Source organism: Paracoccus laeviglucosivorans (genome assembly GCF_900182695.1).
Classification (GTDB): domain Bacteria; phylum Pseudomonadota; class Alphaproteobacteria; order Rhodobacterales; family Rhodobacteraceae; genus Paracoccus; species Paracoccus laeviglucosivorans.
Genome location: NZ_FXTK01000002.1, coordinates 24,580 through 44,021, shown reverse-complemented (window position 1 = coordinate 44,021; position 19,442 = coordinate 24,580). Strand labels below are relative to the sequence as shown.

Genomic DNA, 19,442 nt, shown 5'->3' with positions numbered 1-19,442 from the left:
AAATAATCCGCTCTTACAACCCATTCGGCTTAGCCGGGCTGATGACCGAACCGGCGAAAGACTGCGCGAAAGGCAAATGCCGATGCCACCAGTGCAGCGCCACCCGCAAGATGGGCAGGCATGCTGTGGCCTTGCGTTCCGGCCTCGGCGGCAAGTAGGAACGACATGTTGGCATCAAGACCGAAAGGGGCGCTGCGGGGGTGGCTGCGCAGCGCGGCCCCTGCGGCCAGAAAGGGCATGACCAGCAACAGAGCCCAGCCCGCCGGATCGACCAGCGACAGATCCAGCGCGCGATATGCCAGCGCAGCCCCCACCCCGATCAGCGATCCGGGCGGCATGTATTGCAGCATCGGCGCAGGTGTCCGGCTGGAGGCGATCAGTAAGCTGAAGATCGACAGCGACATGGCCCCGGCGATCCCCGGAGGCCCGCCAACGGTTTGCAGCCAGACTACGCCCAGCAGGCAGGCACCGCCTGCGATCATGCCATGACGCAGCACGTGGCGCATCTGCGGCGGAACGCGGCGCGGCATGGGTTCCGGCCTGCGCGGGGTAAAGACAAAGGTAATCGCCGTCACGGCAATCACGCCGATCAGCGTGCACCAGATGCGGTCCAGCGCGAAAGCGGTGGCTTCGACGTGGTGATCCATCGACGGGACCAGCACCACGGCCACGGTGATCCCGGCCAGCAGCGCACCATAGCTATAGGCGGTGCCGATCCAATATGTCGCGGCGGTCGCGATGCCCACGGCAAGGACCAGCACGATTCCATGCGCCAGCTCTCCGGCCAGTTGGGTCAGTGCAAGCCAGCCGATCGCTGCGCCAAGCGCCGTGCCCGCGACCCGCATAACGGCGCGAAGCAGCAAATCCTCGCGGTGGGGTTGGGCCACGACCCAGACCGGCATCGCCGCCCAGAACGGGTTTTGCAGGCCAAGCTGAACGGCAAGGATCAATGAGATGGCGGCAGCGGCGAACAGTTGCAGCGCACGCAGCGCCCAATGCGATGCAGGATTCATGGCCAAGACTTCGACAGGAAGGGATGGCCATTCCTTGCGTCAAACGGGGCGTAGATGCAACCTGTGCCGGATGCGGGAATTATGCAAAGGCCCGCAAAATCTGCCCGTGAGTTGCGCCATTGGCCAGCAATGCCGCCAGCAGAATGCGCGCCTGACCCGGACGCAGCCATCGCGAATGGATCGCACCCGCCGCCATCAGGTCGTGCCCGCCGCCGCCACCGCCATAGGCGGGTGCAAGCACCCCTTCGGGCACGCGGCTTGAGGTGATGACCGGGATGCCCGCAGCCGTTGCGCGGGCGACGGCCGCCACGACTTCGGCGGTGGTATTGCCCGAACCCAGTGCGGCCAGCACGATCCCTTTTGCATCGACAGCGATGCTGGCGTTCAGGTGCAGCGCATCCGCGCCGGGATGCAGCGCGACAATATCCACGCGCAGCCCCGCCACCGATGCTGGCAGCGCGGGCAGGGCAGGCGCTTGTCCCCCGGCCAGTGCGAATGCCTCGGCGCGGTCGGATGCGTGCTTGTAAAGTCCCCAGACCGGCAGCAGACGGCCCCCAAAGGCCAACCGCACGCCGTCGCCGCCGTCCAGCACCGCGTGGATGGCATCGGCCAGATTGCCCGGTCCGTCCGGCTGCGCGCTGTCAGCCGAAAACTGAGCGCCCGTGAAAACCACCGGCTTTGCCGCACCATGCTGAAGCCGGACCAGCAGCGCGGTTTCCTCCATCGCGTCGGTGCCGTGCAGGATCACCACGCCCGCGATTGCCGGATCGGCAAGCTGCGCGCCCACCGCGTCGCTGACAAGCTGCATATCGCTTAGCGTCAGGCTGGAGCTGTCCTTGGCCAGCAATTCCACCGCCCGCAGGCGAACCTGCATCGGCGGCAGCAGGTCCAGCAGATCCCGGCCGGTCAGCGCGGGACTGGCCGCGCCGTCCGTACCCTTGCGGCTGGCGATGGTGCCTCCGGTCGCGATGACCGCGACCAGAGGGATTTGCGTGGAAGCGTTCACCCGCGCCCCGCTTCGTTCGCCTGCGCGATGGCGGCAATGCGACTGCGCGCCAGATACCAGCCCACGACCAGCGCCGGCACGATCACCAGCAGCGATGCGACGGTATATGTCCCGATCGGATAGTCGAAGGCCATCAGCACGACGACGCCCAGCAGGAAGGCCAGCGTGGCGATGCCGGTGAAGGGCGCACCGAACATGCGGAAATCGGGGCGCTGGATGACGCCTTGGCGCGACAGGCTCCACAGTTTCAACTGGCACAGCACGATGGTGGCCCATGCGAAGATCAGGCCAAGTGCGGCGACGTTGATCGCGATCTCGAACGCGTCTGCGGGCATATAGGCGTTCAGCACTACGCCCAGCACGGTGACGAAAGCGGTGACGGCGATGCCCATGTAAGGCACGCCCGCCTTGTTCATCTTGGCCAGCGATGCCGGGGCCGAGCCAGAGATCGCCATCGAATGCAGGATGCGGCCCGTCGAATACAGCCCCGCATTCAGCGAGGACAGCACCGCCGTCAGCACCACAAGGTTCATGATCACGTCCGCTCCCTCGATCCCGATCGCGCCGAAGAAGGTCACGAACGGGCTTTCGCCTGCCTTATAGGCGGTATAGGGCAGCAGAAGCGACAGCAGAAGCACCGAACCGACATAGAAGATGACAAGTCGCAGAACCACCGTGCGGATGGCGCGCGGCATCACCTCGCGCGGATCCTGCGTTTCGCCTGCAGCCGTTCCGATCAACTCGATCGAGGCATAGGCGAAGATCACCCCTTGAATGATGACCAGCGCGGGCAGCAATCCATTGGGGAACCAGCCGCCGCTGTCGGAAATCAGCTGAAGTCCGGGGGTGTGGCCCGCGACCGGCGTGCCGGTGACGACGAACCAGATGCCGATCAGCAAAAAGCCGACCAGCGACACGACCTTGATCAGGCTGAACCAGAATTCCAGTTCACCGAAGACCTTGACCGAAAGCATGTTCATCGCCAGCACCACCACCAGCGCGCCGAGCGCGAACATCCACTGATCGACGCCCGCCAGCCACGGGATATAGGCCTTGAAGAAGTTCATGTAGACGGCGACGGCGGTGACATCTGCCACCGATGTCATGGCCCAGTTGATCCAATACATCCAGCCCGCCGCGAAGGCGAGCTTTTCGCCATAGAACTCACGCGCATAGCTAACGAATGAGCCAGAGCTGGGGCGGTGCATGATCAGTTCGCCCAAGGCGCGCAGCACCAGAAAGCCGAAAAAGCCGCATAGCGCATAGACCAGCACCAGTGCCGGGCCTGCGACGGCAAGACGCCCGCCCGCACCCAGGAAAAGCCCGGTGCCGATGGCACCGCCGATGGCGATCATCTGGATCTGGCGCGGTTTCAGAGATTTGTGAAAGCCCGCCTCTTCCTTGGCGAAGACCTGCCCGTCGGCAGGGGTGTTCTGATGTGACATAGGTTCTCCGTCCCGTCCCGTTGGCGACACCAGCCTTGTTGCGCGGCATTGCGACAGGCCAGTATCGGCCGCTCTTCCCGGATCGCAATGCTGCAAAGCTGTTTGACAGATTTGGCGCTTAATATCTGTGACACGGAATCGTCAAGGAAAAATGCAGACGCCCCGCGCGGAGGTGGCTGCGCGGGGCGGCGATCGTTTCTGGGAAATGCTTGCAAACCATTCATCAAGCTTGCGATGTTGTTGAATCAGACCCGTTCCAGCGCGATGGCAATTCCTTGCCCGACGCCGATGCACATGGTCGAAAGAGCACGCTTGCCGCCCGTCAGCGACAGCTCCAGCGCCGCGGTCCCGGTGATGCGGGCGCCCGACATGCCCAGCGGATGACCCAGCGCGATGGCCCCGCCATTTCGGTTCACGCGCGGATCGTCATCGGCAATGCCCAGCTCGCGCAAGGTGGCGACGCCCTGGGCGGCAAAAGCCTCGTTCAGCTCGATCACGTCGAAATCGGCGGGCGTCAGCCCCAACCTTGCCATCAGCTTCGCGCTGGCGGGCGCAGGGCCGATGCCCATGATGCGCGGCGGCACGCCCGCCACAGCCCCGCCCAGCACGCGCGCGATGGGGGTCAGCCCGTGCCGTTTCGCGGCATCCGCCGTCGCAAGGATCAGCGCCGCTGCCCCGTCATTCACCCCCGACGCATTTCCTGCGGTGACTGAACCGCCGTCGAACAATGGGCGCAGCTTGGCCAACGCCTCGGACGTGGTGGTGCGGGGGTGTTCATCGCGGTCCACGATCAGCGGATCGCCCTTGCGCTGCGGCACCTCGACCTGCGTGATCTCGCGCGCCAGACGGCCATTCGCCTGCGCTGCTGCGGCTTTGGATTGCGAGGCAAGCGCCATCGCATCCTGCGCCGCCCGGTCGATGCCGTAATCATCGGCGACGTTCTGGCCGGTCTGCGGCATGGAATCGACGCCATAAGCCTTTGCCATAGCCGGGTTGACGAAGCGCCAGCCGATGGTGGTGTCGTGGATCTCGGCGGCGCGGGAATAGGCGGATTCGGCCTTGGGCATGACAAAGGGCGCGCGCGACATGGATTCGACACCGCCCGCGATCATCAGATCAGCCTCACCTGCCATGATCTGGCGCGCGGCGACCAACACGGCATCCATGCCCGAGCCGCAAAGGCGGTTGATCGTCGTCCCCGTCACGCCGACGGGCAGACCGGCCAGCAGGACAGACATGCGGGCGACGTTGCGGTTATCTTCGCCCGCCTGATTGGCGCAGCCAAAGATCACGTCATCAACCGCCTGCCAGTCCACGCCCGCGTTCCGCGCCATCAGCGCGCGCAGGGGGATCGCGCCCAGATCGTCGGCTCGGACCGAAGCAAGCGCGCCGCCGAAGCGACCGATGGGCGTGCGGATATAGTCGCAGATGTAAACGTCGCGCATGATCAAAGCTCCGGGACGGTCAGGTCGGCCACGTCGCCGTCGATATACAGTGTGGCGCCGGTCATGGATTGCAATTCGTCAAATGACAGCGCCGCCAGCTTTTCGCGCAGCACGAAGCGGCCATCCTGCACATCCACCACCGCAAGCGAGGTATAGACGCGCGTGACGCAGCCCACCCCGGTCAGCGGCAGCGTGCAGGTCTTGACCAGCTTGGGCTTGCCGTCCTTGGTCACGTGATCGGTGATGACGGCGACGCGTTTCGCGCCATGCACCAGATCCATCGCGCCGCCCACGGCGGGGACGCCCTTGGGGCCGGTGGACCAGTTCGCCAGATCGCCCGTCTCGGCCACCTCATAGGCGCCAAGGATCGCGACATCCAGATGCCCGCCGCGCACCATCGCGAAACTGTCGGCGTGGTGGAAAAACGCCGTGCCGGGCTTGATCGTCACGGCTTTCTTGCCCGCGTTGATCAGATCCCAATCCTCGGACCCGGCAGCGGGGGCCTCGCCGAAGCCGAGGATGCCGTTTTCAGTGTGAAAGATCGCCTGACGGCCGGGCGGCTGGAATTTCGCCACCATTTCCGGGAAGCCGATGCCAAGATTGACATAGGCGCCATCCGCGATGTCCTGCGCCGCGCGCCATGCGATTTGGGTCGAGGTCAGTTTGCTCATGCTGCATCCTCCGGGTAGCGGGCGTTGGCGCGGTTCAGGTCCTCTTCCTGTGCGGGGTTCGCGACCTGCACGATGCCTTGGACAAAGATGCCGGGGGTGACGACGGTTTCGGGGTCGATGCTGCCCGGTTCGACCAATGCCGACACCTGCACGATGGCGGTCCGCGCCGCCATGCACATCAGCGGTCCAAAATTCCGCGCTGCCATGCGATAGGTCAGGTTGCCCAAGGTGTCGCCCCGATCGGCCTTGACCAGCGCGTAATCCGCCTTCAGCCAGCGTTCCTGCACATAGGCGCGGCCTTCGAATTCCTCGACCGGCTTGCCCTTGGCAAGATCGGTGCCGAAGCTGGTGGGGGTGTAGAATGCCGGAATGCCTGCGCCGCCTGCGCGGATGCGTTCGGCCAGCGTGCCTTGCGGGACCAGCTCTAGTTCGATCTTGCCGGCAAGGTAAGCGTCGGTAAAGACGCGCGGATCGGCGGAACGCGGGAAGGAACAGATCAGCTTGGCGACCATCCCCTGTTCGATCAGCGCCGCCAGCCCGACATGGCCGTTGCCCGCATTGTTGTTCACGACCGTCAGATTTTTCGGATGCCCGGTGGCAAGAAAGCGGTCGATCAGCGCGTGGACCAGCTCGATCGGCGCACCCGAACCGCCGAAGCCGCCAATCATCACGGTCATGCCGTCTTCGATCCCTGCCACCGCCGCGGCCAGATCGGGAAGCGTCTTGTCCATTCCGCCCTCCTGCGAATTGCGATGCGGGTGGGTTAGCGGATCGGCGGGGCTTCCGTAAATGCGGTTTGTGCGATATGATGTTTTTGTTCACATATCGCACGGATTGGCATGACGAACGAACGCGACCTGATGAGCGGGCTGGCCAAGGGGCTGCGCGTGATCGAAACCTTTACCGCCGAACGCCCGCGCCAATCCATCGCCGAGGTGGCCGAGGCATCGGCGCTGGACCGTGCCACCGCGCGGCGCTGCCTGCTGACCTTGGCCCATCACGGTTACGCCGATTACGACGGCAAGTTCTTCACGCTGACGCCGCGCATCCTGCGGCTGGGCACGGCCTGCCTTGCGACGATGCCGCTGCCGCAGATCGTGCAGCCCTGGCTGGACGCGCTGTCGGACAGGATCGGCGAAAGTTCATCGGTTTCGGTGCTGGACGGGGCGGAAATCGTCTATGTCGCGCGCGCGGCGCAGCAGCGGGTCATGTCGATTTCGCTGATGCCGGGGTCTCGGCTGCCTGCCTACTGCACCTCGATGGGGCGCGTAATGTTGGCGGCTTTGACGCCCGATGAGGTGCAGGCTTTGCTGGGGCCCGGCCCCTTTCCGGCGCGCACGGCGCAGACGATCACTGATGGCGCTGTCCTTGCGGCGGAATTGGGCCGCGTCCGCGAACAGGGCTATGCGGTGATCGATCAGGAGGTAGAACAGGGCCTGCGTTCCATTGCCGTGCCGCTGCTGAGCGCGCGGGGCAGGGTGGTCGCGGCGCTGAATGTGGGGCTGTCGGCCACACATGCGACGGTTCAGGATCTGCCCGCGCGGTTCCTGCGCGATCTGCTTCGCATTCAGGCCGAATTGCGCGGGCTGCTGCGTTAGGCCTGCGTGATCCGCGCGATGGCCTTTTTCACAAGGTCGAGGTGATCGGCCATGGCGGCGCGGGCATCGGCCTCGGATCCGGCCGCGATGGCCTGCGCGATGCGGCGATGTTCGTCATTCGAGGCCACGCGGCGATGCGCCAGCAGGTTGACCAATTCGGATTGCTGCATCATCGCATCGCGCGATTCCGACACGATCCGCGCAAACAGCGCATTCTGCGACGCAGCGGCAATCAGCGTGTGAAAGTCGCTGTCCATCTGCACCCATTTCAGCGAATCCACATGCGCGTCCATCTGATCGCACAGATGCAGCAATTCGCGGACCTGCGCCGCGTCGCGCCGCAAAGCGGCCCAGCCGGCGGCGGGAATTTCGATATGCGGGCGCGCCTCGTCCAGATCGCGGGCGGAAATGTCGCCGTAAGCCAGTTCGCTGCGCTGCTGGGTCGAAATGACGAAACTGCCCGAGCCGCTGCGGCTGCGCGTCAGGCCAAGCGTCTGCAGGGACCGCATCGCCTCGCGGATGATGGGGCGGCTGACGCCATAGGTCCGGGCCAGCTTTTCTTCCGAAGGCAGGCGGCTTCCGACGGGAACCTGACCGGAAAGGATCGAGCCGCGAAGATCCTCGAACACGACTTCAGCGGCGTTTTTCCGTGCAATTGGCGCCTTTTCGTTCAGCCAGTCTGCCACGACCTCCCTCCCTTTCTTTTTGTTGTCGGACAGTTTGGCAAATCGTTCCGGCCGGGGCAATGGTGATCGCGGCTTGACGTGGGGGCGAATTTTATTTACGAACGGTCGTATTGAAAAATGGACGAGACGATGGGACGCAAGCGCAGCATTGATCGCGATGGCCTGATGCAGGCCGTTGAATGCGTGGCGCGCCGCTGTGGCGTCAGCGGCCTGAGCATCGATGCCGTCGCCAAAGAGGCCGGCGTCAGCAAATCCAGCGTCGTCTATGACTGCGAAAGCAAGGCTGGCCTGTTGGCCGCCTTTACGCGCTATCAGCTTGACCAGCATCGCGAGAATTTCGACGAAGCCTTTGCCCGCCACGAAGGTCAGCCGAATGCCTGGCTGCGTGCGCTGATCGACGAATTCCGCACCGCGCCGACCGACGAAGACATTGCCATGGCGCTGCTGATCAGCGCGGGCATGGGCGAAAATGCCGAATGCCGCGACATCATGCGTCAGGAACTGTGCCGCGATGCCGAACGGGTCGCAGCCGAAGCCGATGAGCCGCGCAAGATGCTGCGCGCGCTACTGACGCTGCACGGCATGGCGTTTCTGGAATATTTTGGTTTCCACAGGTTCGACGACCAGACGCGCAAGGAAATTCTGGATGACCTGATGGTCATCGCCGAAAGCGACAAGGGTGCGCCGCGCCCGGACTGAAACATCTTTGACGACCTCCCCCTCCCATAGCCTCTCTTCCTCCCCGAAGACCGATCCGAAAGTCAAATCCATGCTAAATGACCGCAAGTCCGGTGGGTTCGCCTGCCTGCTGGCGGGCCTTGTCTTCCTGACCGGCCCCGCCATTGCCCAAGAACTGCCGCCGCCCGTCGTCAGCGTCCAGACGCTGACCCCGCAGCCCATGCCGGTGATCAACGAATTGCCGGGCCGCGTTGCCGCGACGCGCACGGCCGAGGTGCGCCCGCGCATCGGCGGCATCGTCGTCAGCCGCGTCTTCGAACAGGGCAGCACCGTGAATGCGGGTGACGTGCTTTATAAGATCGACCCAGCCCCCTATGCGGTCCGCGTGGCCAGCGCCGAGGCGACCCTTGCCCGCGCCGAGGCCAGCCGCAAGAACGCGCAGGACCAGTTGCGCCGGACCGAACAGCTTCGCGCCCGTCAGGTGACGGCAGGTGTCGATCTGGAAAACGCGACGACTGCGCTGGCCCAGGCCGAGGCGGATGTGGGCATCGCCCGCGCCTCGTTGCAGGAGGCACAGTTGAATTTCGGCTATACCGACGTGACCGCCCCGATCGGCGGCATCGTGGGTCGCGCTTTGGTGACCGAAGGCGCGCTGGTCAACGCCCAGACCGACATCATGGCGACGATCCAGCAGCTTGATCCGGTCTATGTCGATGTGACGCAATCGTCCTCGGACCTGTTCGCGCTGCGCCGTGCGCGCGATGCGGGCACGCTGATGATGGCAACCTCGCAAGAGGCGCAGGTTCAGCTTTATTTCGACGACGGCACGAAATACGCCCATCCGGGCAAGCTGCTGTTTTCGGAAGCCAGCGTGGACAGCACCACCGGCCAGATCACGCTGCGGGCCGAATTCCCGAACCCCGACGGCGATCTGCTGCCCGGCCTTTACGTCCGCGCCCGCGTCGAACAGGCCGTGCGCGAAAATGCCCTGACCGTGCCGCAGATGGCGGTGCAGCGTGACCAGTCGGGCGGTGCATTCGTCTATGTCCTGAAGGACGCCGATACGGTCGAACGCCGTCAGGTCCGTCTGGGCCAGACCAACGACAACCGCTGGCTGGTCGAAGAAGGTCTGGCCGCAGGTGAAAAGGTCGTGGTCGAAGGGGCGCAGAAGCTTTACCCCGACGCCAAGGTCGTCCCCGAACCCGTCGAGGCGACCCCTGCCGCCGCAACCGACGCAGCCACGCCCGCAGCCGAAAGCGCGCCCGCCGCAGCCGATCCCGCCCAAGGCGCGGATCAGGCTGCCGCAGCCGCGCCCACCAAGACGGCGACCAAGGAATAAGTCCAGATGGCACAATTCTTTATTCTTCGCCCGGTTCTGGCCTGGGTGCTGTCGATCTTTATCGTCATCGCGGGGCTGATCGCGCTGCCGCAGATGCCGGTCGCACAATATCCGCAGGTCGCACCGCCGCAGATCCAGATCTCGACCGTCTATACCGGGGCCACCCCGAACGAGATGTATCAGTCGGTGGCCCAGCCCATCGAGCAGGAACTGAACAGCATTCAGGGGATTCAGTATTTCGAATCCACCTCGGACGTATCGGGCGCAATCTCGATCACGGCGACATTCGCGCCGGGCACCAATGTGGGCACCGCGCAGGTCGATATTCAGAACGCGATCAGCCGGGTCGAACCTGTGCTGCCGCAATCGGTCGTCGATCAGGGCATCAACGTCGAGGAGGCGGGCGCGGGCTTTCTGATGATCGTCTCGCTCACGTCCTCGGACGGGTCGATGGACAGCGTGGCGCTGGGTGACTACATCAACCGAAACGTCGTGGGCGAAATCCGCCGCATCGACGGCGTGGGCCGCGCACAGGTCTTTGCCTCGGAGGAGGCGATGCGGATCTGGCTGGATCCCGACAAGCTGACCGGCCTGAACATGTCGCCTGCCGATGTGGCGAACGCCATCCGCGCGCAGAACGCACAGGTCGCCGCCGGTCAGATCGGGGCCGACCCGAACCCGGTGAACCAGCAGTTGACCGCATCCGTTCTGGTCAAGGGCCAGCTGACCGAGCCGCAGGAATTCGGCAATATCGTCTTGCGCGCCAACCCGGACGGCTCGACCGTGCGGCTGCGCGATGTGGCGCAGGTTGAAATCGGTGCCGACACCTATAACTTCGCCTCGCGCCTGAATGCGCAGCCTGCGGCGATGATCGGCGTGCAGCTTTCGTCCACCGGGAACGCGATGGCGACCTCGGCCGCGGTTCAGGCGAAAATGACCGAACTGTCGCAGCTTTTCCCGCAGGGTGTCGAATATTCGGTGCCCTATGACACCGCACCTTTCGTCGGCAAATCCATCGAGAAGGTGATCCACACGCTGATCGAAGCCGTGGTGCTGGTCTTTATCGTGATGTTCCTATTCCTGCAGAACATCCGCTATACCCTGATCCCGACCATCGTGGTTCCCATCGCGTTGGCGGGAACTATCGCGGTGATGCTGGTCGCGGGGTTCTCGATCAACGTGCTGACCATGTTCGCCATGGTTCTGGCCATCGGGATCCTTGTCGATGACGCCATCGTGGTCATCGAAAACGTCGAACGCATCATGGCCCACGAAGGGCTGCCCCCCAAGGAAGCCACGCAAAAGGCCATGGGCGAGATTTCGGGCGCGATCATCGGCATCACGCTGGTTCTGGCCGCCGTGTTCATCCCGATGGCATTCTTCCCCGGATCGACCGGGATCATCTATCGCCAGTTCGCATTGACGATGGTGGTGTCGATCATGTTCTCGGCCTTCCTTGCCCTGACGCTGACACCCGCCCTTTGCGCGACCTTCCTGAAGCCCATCAAGGGTCATCACGAAAAGAAGGGCTTCTTTGGCTGGTTCAACCGCAAATTCGACGCGGCTACCCAGCGTTACGGGCGCGGCGTGTCGGTGCTGACGCGGCGCACCGGGCTGGTGATGGTCGTCTATCTGGGTATCGTCGCGCTGACCGGCTGGAGCTTTACCTCGTTGCCGACCGGCTTCTTGCCTGACGAAGATCAGGGCTTCATCATCTCGGACATCCAGACGCCCGCGACCGCAAGCTCGCAGCGGACCGATGCGGCGATCCGCACGATCGAGGAATTCTACGGCCAGAACCCGGCAGTGGAAAACGTCGTAGGCATTCGCGGCTTCTCGTTCTCGGGGCAGGGTCCGAATGCCGGTCTGGCCTTCATCACCTTCAAGGACTGGTCCGAACGTGACCAATCCGCCAGCGAAATCGCGAACGGTGCCAACATGGCGCTGTTCCAGACCAAGGATGCGCAGATCTATTCGCTGTCGCCCCCGGCCATTCCGGGCTTCGGCACCTCGGGCGGTTTCTCGTTCCGTCTGCAGGACCGTGGCGGCAACGGCCAGGAGGCGCTGAACGCAGCCACAGCCCAACTGATGGCCGAGGCGCAGAACGGCGGGATCGTCACCGGCCTGCGCGTCGAAGGGATGCCCGCAGCAGCGCAGGTCGCGATCAATATCGACCGCGACAAGGCGCAGACCTTCGGCGTCGCCTTCAGCGACATCAACCAGACGATCTCGGCGAACCTTGGTTCCAGCTATATCAACGACTTCCCGAACAAGGGCCGGATGCAGCGCGTGATCGTGCAGGCGCAGGAAGAAAGCCGCATGCAGGCCGAAGACATCTTGAACCTGACCGTGCGCAACGCCAATGGCGGCATGGTCCCCTTCTCGTCATTCGCGACGGTGGATTGGGAACAGGGGCCAAGCCAGGTGGTCGGCTATAACGGCTATCCTTCGGTCCGCATCGCGGGTCAGGCCGTGCCCGGCTATTCCTCGGGTGCTGCCGTAGCAGAAATGGAGCGTCTGGCATCGGAACTGCCGCAGGGCTTTGCCTATGAATGGACGGGTCAGACGCTTGAGGAAATCAGCTCGGGCAATACCTCGACCATCCTGTTCGCCATGTCGATCCTGTTCGTCTTCCTGCTGCTGTCGGGCCTGTATGAAAGCTGGTCCATCCCGCTTTCGGTGATGCTGGTGGTCCCATTGGGCGTCATCGGCTGTATCGCGGCAGTTATGCTGCGCGACATGCCCAATGACGTCTACTTCAAGGTGGGGCTTATCGCGATCATCGGACTGTCGGCCAAAAACGCCATCCTGATCGTGGAATTCGCCAAGGATCTGCGCGAACAGGGCATGACCCTGATCGAAGCGGCGGTCGAGGCGGCGAAGCTGCGCTTCCGTCCGATCCTGATGACTTCGATGGCCTTCACGCTGGGCGTGGTGCCGCTGGCGATTGCCACCGGGGCTTCGGCTGCGTCGCAGAACGCAATCGGCACCGGCGTCATCGGCGGCATGGTCGCGGCCACGGTGCTGGCGGTGTTTTTCGTGCCGGTGTTCTTCGTCTTCGTGCTGGGTCTGTTCAGCCGGGGCAAGGACCGGGTGCGGCAGGCCGTCACCACCAACACGAATACGGCAGGCTAGATACGGCCCGTCGCGCGCGGGCAGGGCTGCTCCGGTCCTTGCCCGCGCTTTTCGATCCATGCCCCAAAGGCGGGGCGCAAGTTGAGATGATCCAGATGTCCCACTCTTCGATCCTGTCGCGTCGCCTGATTCTGGGCGGTCTTGCCTCGACGCTGGCGCTGGCGGCGTGTAGCCCCGCTGCCTATCGCGCGCCTGAAACCGATCTGCCCGAACGCTTTGCCGCCGACAGCCCCGCGCGCCGCGCGGGTGCCAACCCCTGGTGGTCGGCCTTCCGCGACAGCCAGCTTGATGCGCTGGTCGCGGCGGGTCTGGCGCGCAACCTTGACGTTCTGACCGCGATTTCCGTCATCCGCGAGGCGCAGGCCAATGCGCGTCTGGTCGGCGCGAACGATCTGCCCAATGCTGTGCTGCAAGGTGCCGCGTCGCGTGGCGACAGCGAAGGTTCGGGCGTGGTGATCGAGCAAAGCTCGGGCACGCTGGGGATTTCGTGGCTGATCGACATTTTTGGCGCGAACCGCGCGGCGCGTCAGGGTGCGTCGGCGCAGCTTGATGCGGCCTATCTGTCGGCCGAGGTGGCGCGTCTGACCGTCGCCAGCGCCATTTCGCAAGCCTATATTGACGCACGCTATTACGGCGAGGCGGCTGCCCTGACACGGCAAAGCCTTGAAAGCCGCCGCCGCACGCTGTCGCTGACCCGCGAACAGGATGTGCTGGGCTCGGTGTCCCGGATCGAGGTCTTGCAGGCCGAACAGCTGGTCACGCAGGCCGAAGCTGCGCTGCCCGCGCTTGAGGTGGGCTACGACCAGTCGATCAACCGTCTGGCCACGCTGACCGCCGGGCGCAGCGCCGATATTGCCGGGCGGCTGCGTCGTGGCGGTGGGCAGCCCCGCGCCCGTTACCGCGCCAGCGTTGGCGTGCCCGCCGATGTGGTTCGCGCGCGTCCCGATGTGCGCGTGTCCGAGCGCAATTTTGCCGCAGCCATTGCCAGCGTGGGCGAGGCGCGCGCGGCTTTCTATCCCAAGCTGACGCTGACCGGGAACGTCACCCCGATAGATCTTGGCAGCGCAGGCAGCATCAAGACCTGGGGCTTTGGTCCGCAAATCTCGGTTCCCTTGTTCAACGCCGCCAATCAGGCGCAGCTTTCCGCAGCTCAGGCAAAGGCCGAACAGGCGCGGCTGGCGTGGCAATCCTCGGTCCTGAAAGCGGTCGAAGAGGTCGAGAACGCACTTGCAGGCTATAACCGCGATGCGCGCGCCGTCGATGCGCAATCGCGTCTGGTCAACAACGCCCGTGAATCGGTCGGATTGGCGCAGACCTCGTATGAATTGGGCGAGGCGGGCTTCTTCCCGGTTCTGGACGCCGAACGCACCCTGCTGGACGCGCGTCAGGAACTTGCCAATGCCGTTCGTCAGCAGGCATTGAACTTTGTGGCGCTGAGCGCCGCCGCATCGGGCGGGGTCGGCATCCCTGCCACAAACTGACCCGTAAGGGGGCGCAAAACGCGCCCCTTTTTCTTTGCGCGACTGCGGGCTAGGGTCTGCGGCATGAATGCTTTCGTGATCTATCCCCTTGCCGCGCTTGCCGAAATTGCAGGCTGTTTCGCCGTATGGGCGTGGTGGCGTTCGGGCGCATCTGCACTGTGGCTGCTGCCGGGGATGGTCGCACTGGCCACATTCGCATGGCTTCTGGCACAGGTCGAAAGCTCGGCTGCGGGGCGGGCTTATGCGGCATATGGCGGGGTCTATATCGTCGCCTCGGTCCTGTGGATGTGGCTGGTCGAGGGCGAGCGGCCCGGCACCGCCGACATCATCGGAGCAGGGCTATGCCTGCTTGGCGCGGCGGTCATTCTGTCGGTCGCCCGCGCATGAGCGTGACGCTGATCATAGATGGAAATAAATTCAGAAATATCAAAGAATTTTACGAAGAAGTCAATTGTGTTTTCATGCAGGATGAGGATTGGCGGATCGGCGAAAGTCTGGATGCTTTCAACGATCTGCTTTTCGGCGGCTTTGGCGCGGCTGGTCCGGGTCCGCTGGTCCTGATCTGGCGCGACATGGAAAAAAGCTGCGCTGATTTGGGGATGCAGGCAACGCGGGACTATTACCGCGCCAAGCTGGCCCGGCCCGAGCAATTCAACGCCGCCAGATTTCAGGCCGAGCTGGCCGCGCTTGAGGCCGGAACCGGGCAGACCTATTTCGATATTCTGCTGGAGATTATTGCCGATCACCCGCAGATAACCTTGGTTCCTGCATAATCTTCGGGACAGATACCCGCGTCATGGCTGGCCGCGCAAAAATACCGCAGATGCTGCGCATCCACCGCTTCTGCTTTCCGTGTGCGGCTGCTATCTGCTGCCGCTCAGGAGGGTCAGTATGATCATTTGCGATTTCGGACCCGGCGATGCGCCCATCCGGTTTGACCATGCGCGGGATTTGATCGTGGCCTATGGCGCGGACGATCTGCGTCCGGCGCTGGCGCGGGCCGATGCCGCAAGGGCGCAGGGGCACTGGATAGCGGGTTGGCTGGCATATGAGGCGGGGCTGGCGCTTGAGCCGCGCCTGAAAGGGCTGCTACCGAAATCGGCTGACCCGCTGCTGGTGCTGGGTGTGTATGACGCGCCAGTTGCGGCAACTGACAGCGCTATAGAAGAAATTGAGATTGATGCCGTAATACCATTGATCTTAAAGGAAGAATATATCCGATCATTCCGCCGTGCGCAGGATTACATTGCGGCGGGCGACTGCTATCAGATCAACCTGACCTTTCCGCTGGAAACGCGGCTGCGCCAGGGGAGCGCAAGGGGACTTGCGGCGGCCTTGGCGCGGCTGCAGCCCGTGGGCCACGCGGCATTCGCGGATATGGGCGTGGGGCCGGTCATCGTCTCGCGCTCGCCCGAGCTGTTCTTTGCCACCAGTGCCGATGGCCGGATCGAGGCGCGGCCGATGAAGGGCACGGCGCCGCGCTCGGCCGATCCGGGGCTGGACGCGGCTTTGGCGGCGGAGCTTGCGGCGTCGGAAAAGAACCGGGCCGAAAACCTGATGATCGTGGATCTTTTGCGCAATGACATTTCCGTTCTGGCGCAGATCGGCAGCGTGAAGGTCCCCGAGCTTTTCGCCGTGGAAAGCTATGCGACCGTGCATCAGATGACATCGCGCATTACCGCCCGGCTTGCCGCGCCGCCCAGCCTTTCGGCGCTGATGCCTGCGCTGTTTCCCTGTGGCTCGATCACCGGAGCGCCCAAGATCCGCGCGATGGAGATCATCCACGAGCTGGAGCCTTACCCGCGCGGCATCTATTGCGGCACGCTGGGGTGGATGGCACCGGACGGGGCATCGCGTTTTTCTGTTGCGATCAGGACGTTGGCGATCCGCGGTGACAATGTGCGGCTGAATGTCGGCGGCGGTATCGTGGCGGATTCCACCGCCGAAAGCGAATGGGAGGAGGCATTGTGGAAAGCCCGTTTCATCCAGCCCTTGACGACCCGCAGCTGAGGCTGATCGAAACCGCGTTATGGGATGGTGCGGCCTGTCCCATGGCGGGGGGGCATCTGGCGCGTTTGCAAAGCGCCGCCGCGCGGCTGGGCTGGCCGTTGGATATGGATGCGGCGCGCGCCGCGTTCAGCGGTCCTGCGGGGCAGCCGCGGCGATTGCGGCTGCTGCTGGACCGCTGCGGTGCGATGACGGTGGAACATGGCCCGCTGGCCGCACCTATTGCGGAATGGCGGCTGGGGCTTGCCCAGGAACACCTGCAATCTGATGATCCGTGGTTGCAGGTGAAATCGACGCGCAGGCCCGCCTATGACGCCGCCCGCGCCGCTTTGCCCGCCGGCCTCGACGAATTGGTAATGCAGAACGAACGCGGTGAGGTTTGCGACGGCACCATCACCACGATCTTTTTCGACCGGGGCGAGGGTCTGCGCACACCGCCCTTGCGCTGCGGGCTTTTGCCGGGCGTTTTGCGCGCCGACATGCTGGCGTGGGGCCGGTGCACCGAGGAGGTGCTGATGGTTCGTGACCTGCCCGATGTCAGGCTTTGGGTCGGCAATGCGCTGCGTGGATTGTCACCTGCGGTCTTGACTGCGGCGAAGGGCCGCTGACGGGCGTTCCGGTCTGGTGCTGGGCGGCCCGCATGTATATCTGCGGCCCCAACGCATTTCCCAGCAGGAGCCATGATGGAACGCCTTATCGAACGCAGCCTTTTTGCCAGCCGTTGGATGATGGCGCCGATGTATCTGGGACTGGCGCTGGGTCTGGTGATCCTTGTCTGGGTGTTTCTGGTCGAGCTGTGGAAATTCGCGCTGATCATCCCGGTGATGACCGTCAACGACGCCGTTCTGGGCGTTCTGGCGCTGATTGATCTTAGCCTGGCCGCGAACCTGATGCTGATCGTGATCTTTTCGGGATATGAGAATTTTGTCAGCCGCATGGACCTGGATGGGCACGAAGACCGCCCCGACTGGCAGGGCGAGGTCGATTTTTCGGGACTTAAGCTGAAACTTGTCGCCTCGATCGTGGCGATTTCGGGCATCCATCTGCTTAAGGTGTTCATGGATGTGAAGAAATACACCCCCGAGGATATTCGCTGGATGGTCGTTATCCATCTGGTCTTTGTCATTTCGGGCGTGCTTCTGGCGGCGATGGACTGGATCGCCAATCACGCCAAGTCGCTGAAGAAGCCGAAGCTGGTCAAAGCCTGATTTGCGCAACCGGCGCTTGCAGCACAAACATGCGCCGGGCTAAAGTCGCACGGCACTTCGACGGCGCCTGACGGGGCGCGCGCTGAGCGGAGGGGGTGCGCAATAAATCGAGGGAGGAGCTGCATGGTGTCAGCCGTTTCACTTAGGGCTGTGGACATCAGCTTCAACGTCACTGGAAAGGCGCCGTTTCGCGCGGTGGCCAACGCCGATCTGGACGTCGCCAAAGGCGAATTCGTCGCCATCGTAGGACCGACCGGGTCGGGCAAATCGACACTGCTGAATGCGGCGGCGGGGCTTTTGAAACCCTCGGCCGGGGTGGTCGAAATCCATGGCAAGCCGCTGTCCGGCCTGAACCGCGAGGCGGGCTATCTGTTTCAGGCCGATGCGCTGATGCCTTGGAAAACCTCGCGCGATAACGTCGCCATCGCGCTGGAGATTGCGGGAACGCCGCGGCGCGAGGCTTTGGCGCGGGCCGATGAATGGCTGGTGCGGGTGGGCCTGCGCGGCTTTGGCGACCGTTACCCGCATATGCTGTCGGGCGGTCAGCGCAAGCGCGTCGCCATGGCACAGGTGCTGATCCGCGATCCGGCGATCCTGCTGATGGACGAACCCTTTGGCCCCCTGGACGCGCAGACGCGGCTTATCATGGGCGATCTGCTGCTGGATCTGTGGCAACAGGACCGCAAGGCGGTGATGTTTGTGACCCATGATCTTGAGGAAGCAATTTCGCTCTCTGACCGAGTGGTCATCCTGTCCACCGGCCCCGATGCTCGCATCATGGGCGATTTCCCCATCGGGCTGGAGCGTCCGCGCGATGTGTCGGAAATCAAGCTGACGCCGGAATTCCAAAGCCTGCACCGCGATATCTGGCACATCCTCAAGGAACAGGTGCTGAAAGCTTACGGCCATAGCACGGGGATGAAAGCCTGATGTCGAGAATGCTTCTTCTGACGCTGCAAGTACTTGTCGCGGTCGTAGCTGTGGCCTTTTGGTGGGTGCTGACGCAGACCACGCTGTTCGGAGATCCGTCGCGGACGCAGTTCTTTTTCTCGACGCCGATGGATGTGCTGAAACAGATCGTCGCGTGGTTTTCGTCAGGCCAGATCTGGTATCACCTGTGGATCACGCTGATCGAGGCGGCACTGGCCTTTGTCATCGGCACGGTCGCGGCGCTGATCCTGGGCTTCTGGCTGGCGCGCAGGCCAAAGGTCGCAGCCGTGTTCGACCCCTATATCAAGGCCGCGAATGCCCTGCCGCGCGTGGTGCTGGCCCCGATATTCACACTTTGGTTCGGGCTTGGCATCTGGTCCAAGGTCGCGCTGGGGTTCACGCTGGTGTTCTTCATTGTCTTTTTCAACGTTTATCAGGGCGTGAAAGAGGTGAACCGCACCGTCCTGCAGAACGCCCGCATGTTGGGCATGAGCGAGCGACAGCTGCTGCGCCATGTCTATCTGCCTTCGGCGCTAAGCTGGGTGTTTTCGTCGCTGCACATCTCGATCGGGTTCGCGGTCGTGGGTGCGGTCGTCGGCGAATATTTGGGTGCATCGGCGGGGCTGGGCTATCTGATCGCGCAAGCCGAAGGCATGTTCGACATCGCAGGCGTCTTTGCGGGCATGTTCGTGCTGTCAGCATTCGTGCTGATCATCGACTGGCTGGTTACGGTCGTCGAACGCAGGCTTTTGGTCTGGCGTCCCGACAACGACCAGCAACATTGATTCAAGGGGAGGGAA

General features: G+C 63.6%; 19 protein-coding genes. 12 read left to right on the top strand and 7 right to left on the bottom strand.

Annotated elements, in window-relative coordinates; translation table 11 throughout:
- Positions 1-29: 29 nt before the first annotated feature.
- The 6 genes from FN835_RS02320 to FN835_RS02295 form a co-directional block, all read right to left on the bottom strand.
- Positions 30-1,013, bottom strand: coding sequence for an FUSC family protein (locus FN835_RS02320; RefSeq protein WP_142661589.1), 984 nt, complete (start codon positions 1,011-1,013; stop codon positions 30-32).
- A 79-nt stretch (positions 1,014-1,092) separates the two neighbouring features.
- Positions 1,093-2,019: an asparaginase domain-containing protein gene (locus FN835_RS02315; protein WP_142661588.1), complete on the bottom strand. Its 927-nt coding sequence runs from the start codon at positions 2,017-2,019 to the stop codon at positions 1,093-1,095.
- A complete protein-coding gene (locus FN835_RS02310; protein WP_142661587.1) occupies positions 2,016-3,464 on the bottom strand; it encodes an amino acid permease in 1,449 nt (482 codons plus the stop codon). Before FN835_RS02310 ends, FN835_RS02315 begins: the two co-directional genes overlap by 4 nt.
- Positions 3,465-3,709: 245 nt before the next feature.
- A complete protein-coding gene (pcaF, locus tag FN835_RS02305; protein ID WP_142661586.1) occupies positions 3,710-4,909 on the bottom strand; it encodes a 3-oxoadipyl-CoA thiolase in 1,200 nt (399 codons plus the stop codon).
- 2 nt (positions 4,910-4,911) lie between these two features.
- Positions 4,912-5,580: a 3-oxoacid CoA-transferase subunit B gene (locus FN835_RS02300; protein ID WP_142661585.1), complete on the bottom strand. Its 669-nt coding sequence runs from the start codon at positions 5,578-5,580 to the stop codon at positions 4,912-4,914.
- Positions 5,577-6,311 carry a 3-oxoacid CoA-transferase subunit A gene (locus tag FN835_RS02295; protein ID WP_142661584.1) on the bottom strand — a complete coding sequence of 245 codons (735 nt, stop codon included), beginning with the start codon at positions 6,309-6,311 and terminating at the stop codon, positions 5,577-5,579. The genes FN835_RS02300 and FN835_RS02295 overlap by 4 nt, the downstream gene beginning before the upstream one ends.
- 108 nt (positions 6,312-6,419) lie before the next feature.
- Between FN835_RS02295 and FN835_RS02290 the strand changes: the two genes are divergently transcribed.
- A complete protein-coding gene (locus FN835_RS02290) occupies positions 6,420-7,178 on the top strand; it encodes an IclR family transcriptional regulator domain-containing protein (protein WP_142661583.1) in 759 nt (252 codons plus the stop codon).
- On the opposite strand, the gene FN835_RS02285 is transcribed toward FN835_RS02290, so the two are convergent.
- On the bottom strand, positions 7,175-7,864 hold the full coding sequence (locus FN835_RS02285) for a FadR/GntR family transcriptional regulator (RefSeq protein ID WP_246098633.1): 690 nt from the start codon (positions 7,862-7,864) through the stop codon (positions 7,175-7,177). The genes FN835_RS02290 and FN835_RS02285 overlap by 4 nt on opposite strands.
- A 129-nt stretch (positions 7,865-7,993) precedes the next feature.
- Here FN835_RS02285 and FN835_RS02280 point away from each other — a divergent pair, with 129 nt between their 5' ends.
- The 11 genes from FN835_RS02280 (at position 7,994) to FN835_RS02230 (ending at position 19,427) form a co-directional block, all read left to right on the top strand.
- Positions 7,994-8,563, top strand: coding sequence for a TetR/AcrR family transcriptional regulator (locus FN835_RS02280; RefSeq protein ID WP_142661582.1), 570 nt, complete (start codon positions 7,994-7,996; stop codon positions 8,561-8,563).
- 70 nt (positions 8,564-8,633) lie between these two features.
- The gene (locus FN835_RS02275) at positions 8,634-9,881 is read left to right on the top strand and encodes an efflux RND transporter periplasmic adaptor subunit (RefSeq protein ID WP_142661581.1); all 1,248 of its coding nucleotides are present in this window, start codon (positions 8,634-8,636) and stop codon (positions 9,879-9,881) included.
- A gap of 6 nt (positions 9,882-9,887) precedes the next feature.
- Positions 9,888-13,016 (top strand): efflux RND transporter permease subunit, encoded by a 3,129-nt coding sequence (locus tag FN835_RS02270; RefSeq protein WP_142661580.1) that lies wholly within the window; start codon positions 9,888-9,890, stop codon positions 13,014-13,016.
- Between the two features lie 86 nt (positions 13,017-13,102).
- On the top strand, positions 13,103-14,497 hold the full coding sequence (locus FN835_RS02265) for an efflux transporter outer membrane subunit (protein ID WP_246098632.1): 1,395 nt from the start codon (positions 13,103-13,105) through the stop codon (positions 14,495-14,497).
- A 63-nt stretch (positions 14,498-14,560) separates the two neighbouring features.
- On the top strand, positions 14,561-14,884 hold the full coding sequence (locus FN835_RS02260) for a YnfA family protein (protein ID WP_142661579.1): 324 nt from the start codon (positions 14,561-14,563) through the stop codon (positions 14,882-14,884).
- Entirely contained in the window at positions 14,839-15,270 is a 432-nt protein-coding gene (locus tag FN835_RS02255) for a barstar family protein (RefSeq protein WP_425467446.1), read from the top strand. The genes FN835_RS02260 and FN835_RS02255 overlap by 46 nt, the downstream gene beginning before the upstream one ends.
- 118 nt (positions 15,271-15,388) lie before the next feature.
- The gene (locus tag FN835_RS02250) at positions 15,389-16,507 is read left to right on the top strand and encodes an aminodeoxychorismate synthase component I (protein WP_142661577.1); all 1,119 of its coding nucleotides are present in this window, start codon (positions 15,389-15,391) and stop codon (positions 16,505-16,507) included.
- A complete protein-coding gene (locus FN835_RS02245) occupies positions 16,465-17,112 on the top strand; it encodes an aminotransferase class IV family protein (RefSeq protein ID WP_425467445.1) in 648 nt (215 codons plus the stop codon). Before FN835_RS02250 ends, FN835_RS02245 begins: the two co-directional genes overlap by 43 nt.
- Positions 17,113-17,187: 75 nt before the next feature.
- Positions 17,188-17,712, top strand: a complete 525-nt coding sequence (locus FN835_RS02240; protein ID WP_142661575.1) for a TIGR00645 family protein — start codon at positions 17,188-17,190, stop codon at positions 17,710-17,712.
- A 123-nt stretch (positions 17,713-17,835) separates the two neighbouring features.
- Positions 17,836-18,642: an ABC transporter ATP-binding protein gene (locus tag FN835_RS02235; RefSeq protein WP_142661574.1), complete on the top strand. Its 807-nt coding sequence runs from the start codon at positions 17,836-17,838 to the stop codon at positions 18,640-18,642.
- Positions 18,642-19,427, top strand: a complete 786-nt coding sequence (locus FN835_RS02230) for an ABC transporter permease (protein WP_142661573.1) — start codon at positions 18,642-18,644, stop codon at positions 19,425-19,427. Before FN835_RS02235 ends, FN835_RS02230 begins: the two co-directional genes overlap by 1 nt.
- Positions 19,428-19,442: the final 15 nt, after the last annotated feature.

Excerpts from the sequence above, each read along its gene's own strand:
- FN835_RS02320 (WP_142661589.1), bottom strand. The coding sequence starts at position 1,013 with ATGAATCCTGCATCGCATTGGGCGCTGCGTGCGCTGCAACTGTTCGCC.
- FN835_RS02310 (WP_142661587.1), bottom strand. The coding sequence starts at position 3,464 with ATGTCACATCAGAACACCCCTGCCGACGGGCAGGTCTTCGCCAAGGAA.
- pcaF (WP_142661586.1), bottom strand. The coding sequence starts at position 4,909 with ATGCGCGACGTTTACATCTGCGACTATATCCGCACGCCCATCGGTCGC.
- FN835_RS02300 (WP_142661585.1), bottom strand. The coding sequence starts at position 5,580 with ATGAGCAAACTGACCTCGACCCAAATCGCATGGCGCGCGGCGCAGGAC.
- FN835_RS02295 (WP_142661584.1), bottom strand. The coding sequence starts at position 6,311 with ATGGACAAGACGCTTCCCGATCTGGCCGCGGCGGTGGCAGGGATCGAA.
- FN835_RS02290 (WP_142661583.1), top strand. The coding sequence starts at position 6,420 with ATGACGAACGAACGCGACCTGATGAGCGGGCTGGCCAAGGGGCTGCGC.
- FN835_RS02280 (WP_142661582.1), top strand. The coding sequence starts at position 7,994 with ATGGGACGCAAGCGCAGCATTGATCGCGATGGCCTGATGCAGGCCGTT.
- FN835_RS02275 (WP_142661581.1), top strand. The coding sequence starts at position 8,634 with ATGCTAAATGACCGCAAGTCCGGTGGGTTCGCCTGCCTGCTGGCGGGC.
- FN835_RS02270 (WP_142661580.1), top strand. The coding sequence starts at position 9,888 with ATGGCACAATTCTTTATTCTTCGCCCGGTTCTGGCCTGGGTGCTGTCG.
- FN835_RS02265 (WP_246098632.1), top strand. The coding sequence starts at position 13,103 with ATGATCCAGATGTCCCACTCTTCGATCCTGTCGCGTCGCCTGATTCTG.
- FN835_RS02260 (WP_142661579.1), top strand. The coding sequence starts at position 14,561 with ATGAATGCTTTCGTGATCTATCCCCTTGCCGCGCTTGCCGAAATTGCA.
- FN835_RS02255 (WP_425467446.1), top strand. The coding sequence starts at position 14,839 with ATGCCTGCTTGGCGCGGCGGTCATTCTGTCGGTCGCCCGCGCATGAGC.
- FN835_RS02250 (WP_142661577.1), top strand. The coding sequence starts at position 15,389 with ATGATCATTTGCGATTTCGGACCCGGCGATGCGCCCATCCGGTTTGAC.
- FN835_RS02240 (WP_142661575.1), top strand. The coding sequence starts at position 17,188 with ATGGAACGCCTTATCGAACGCAGCCTTTTTGCCAGCCGTTGGATGATG.
- FN835_RS02235 (WP_142661574.1), top strand. The coding sequence starts at position 17,836 with ATGGTGTCAGCCGTTTCACTTAGGGCTGTGGACATCAGCTTCAACGTC.
- FN835_RS02230 (WP_142661573.1), top strand. The coding sequence starts at position 18,642 with ATGTCGAGAATGCTTCTTCTGACGCTGCAAGTACTTGTCGCGGTCGTA.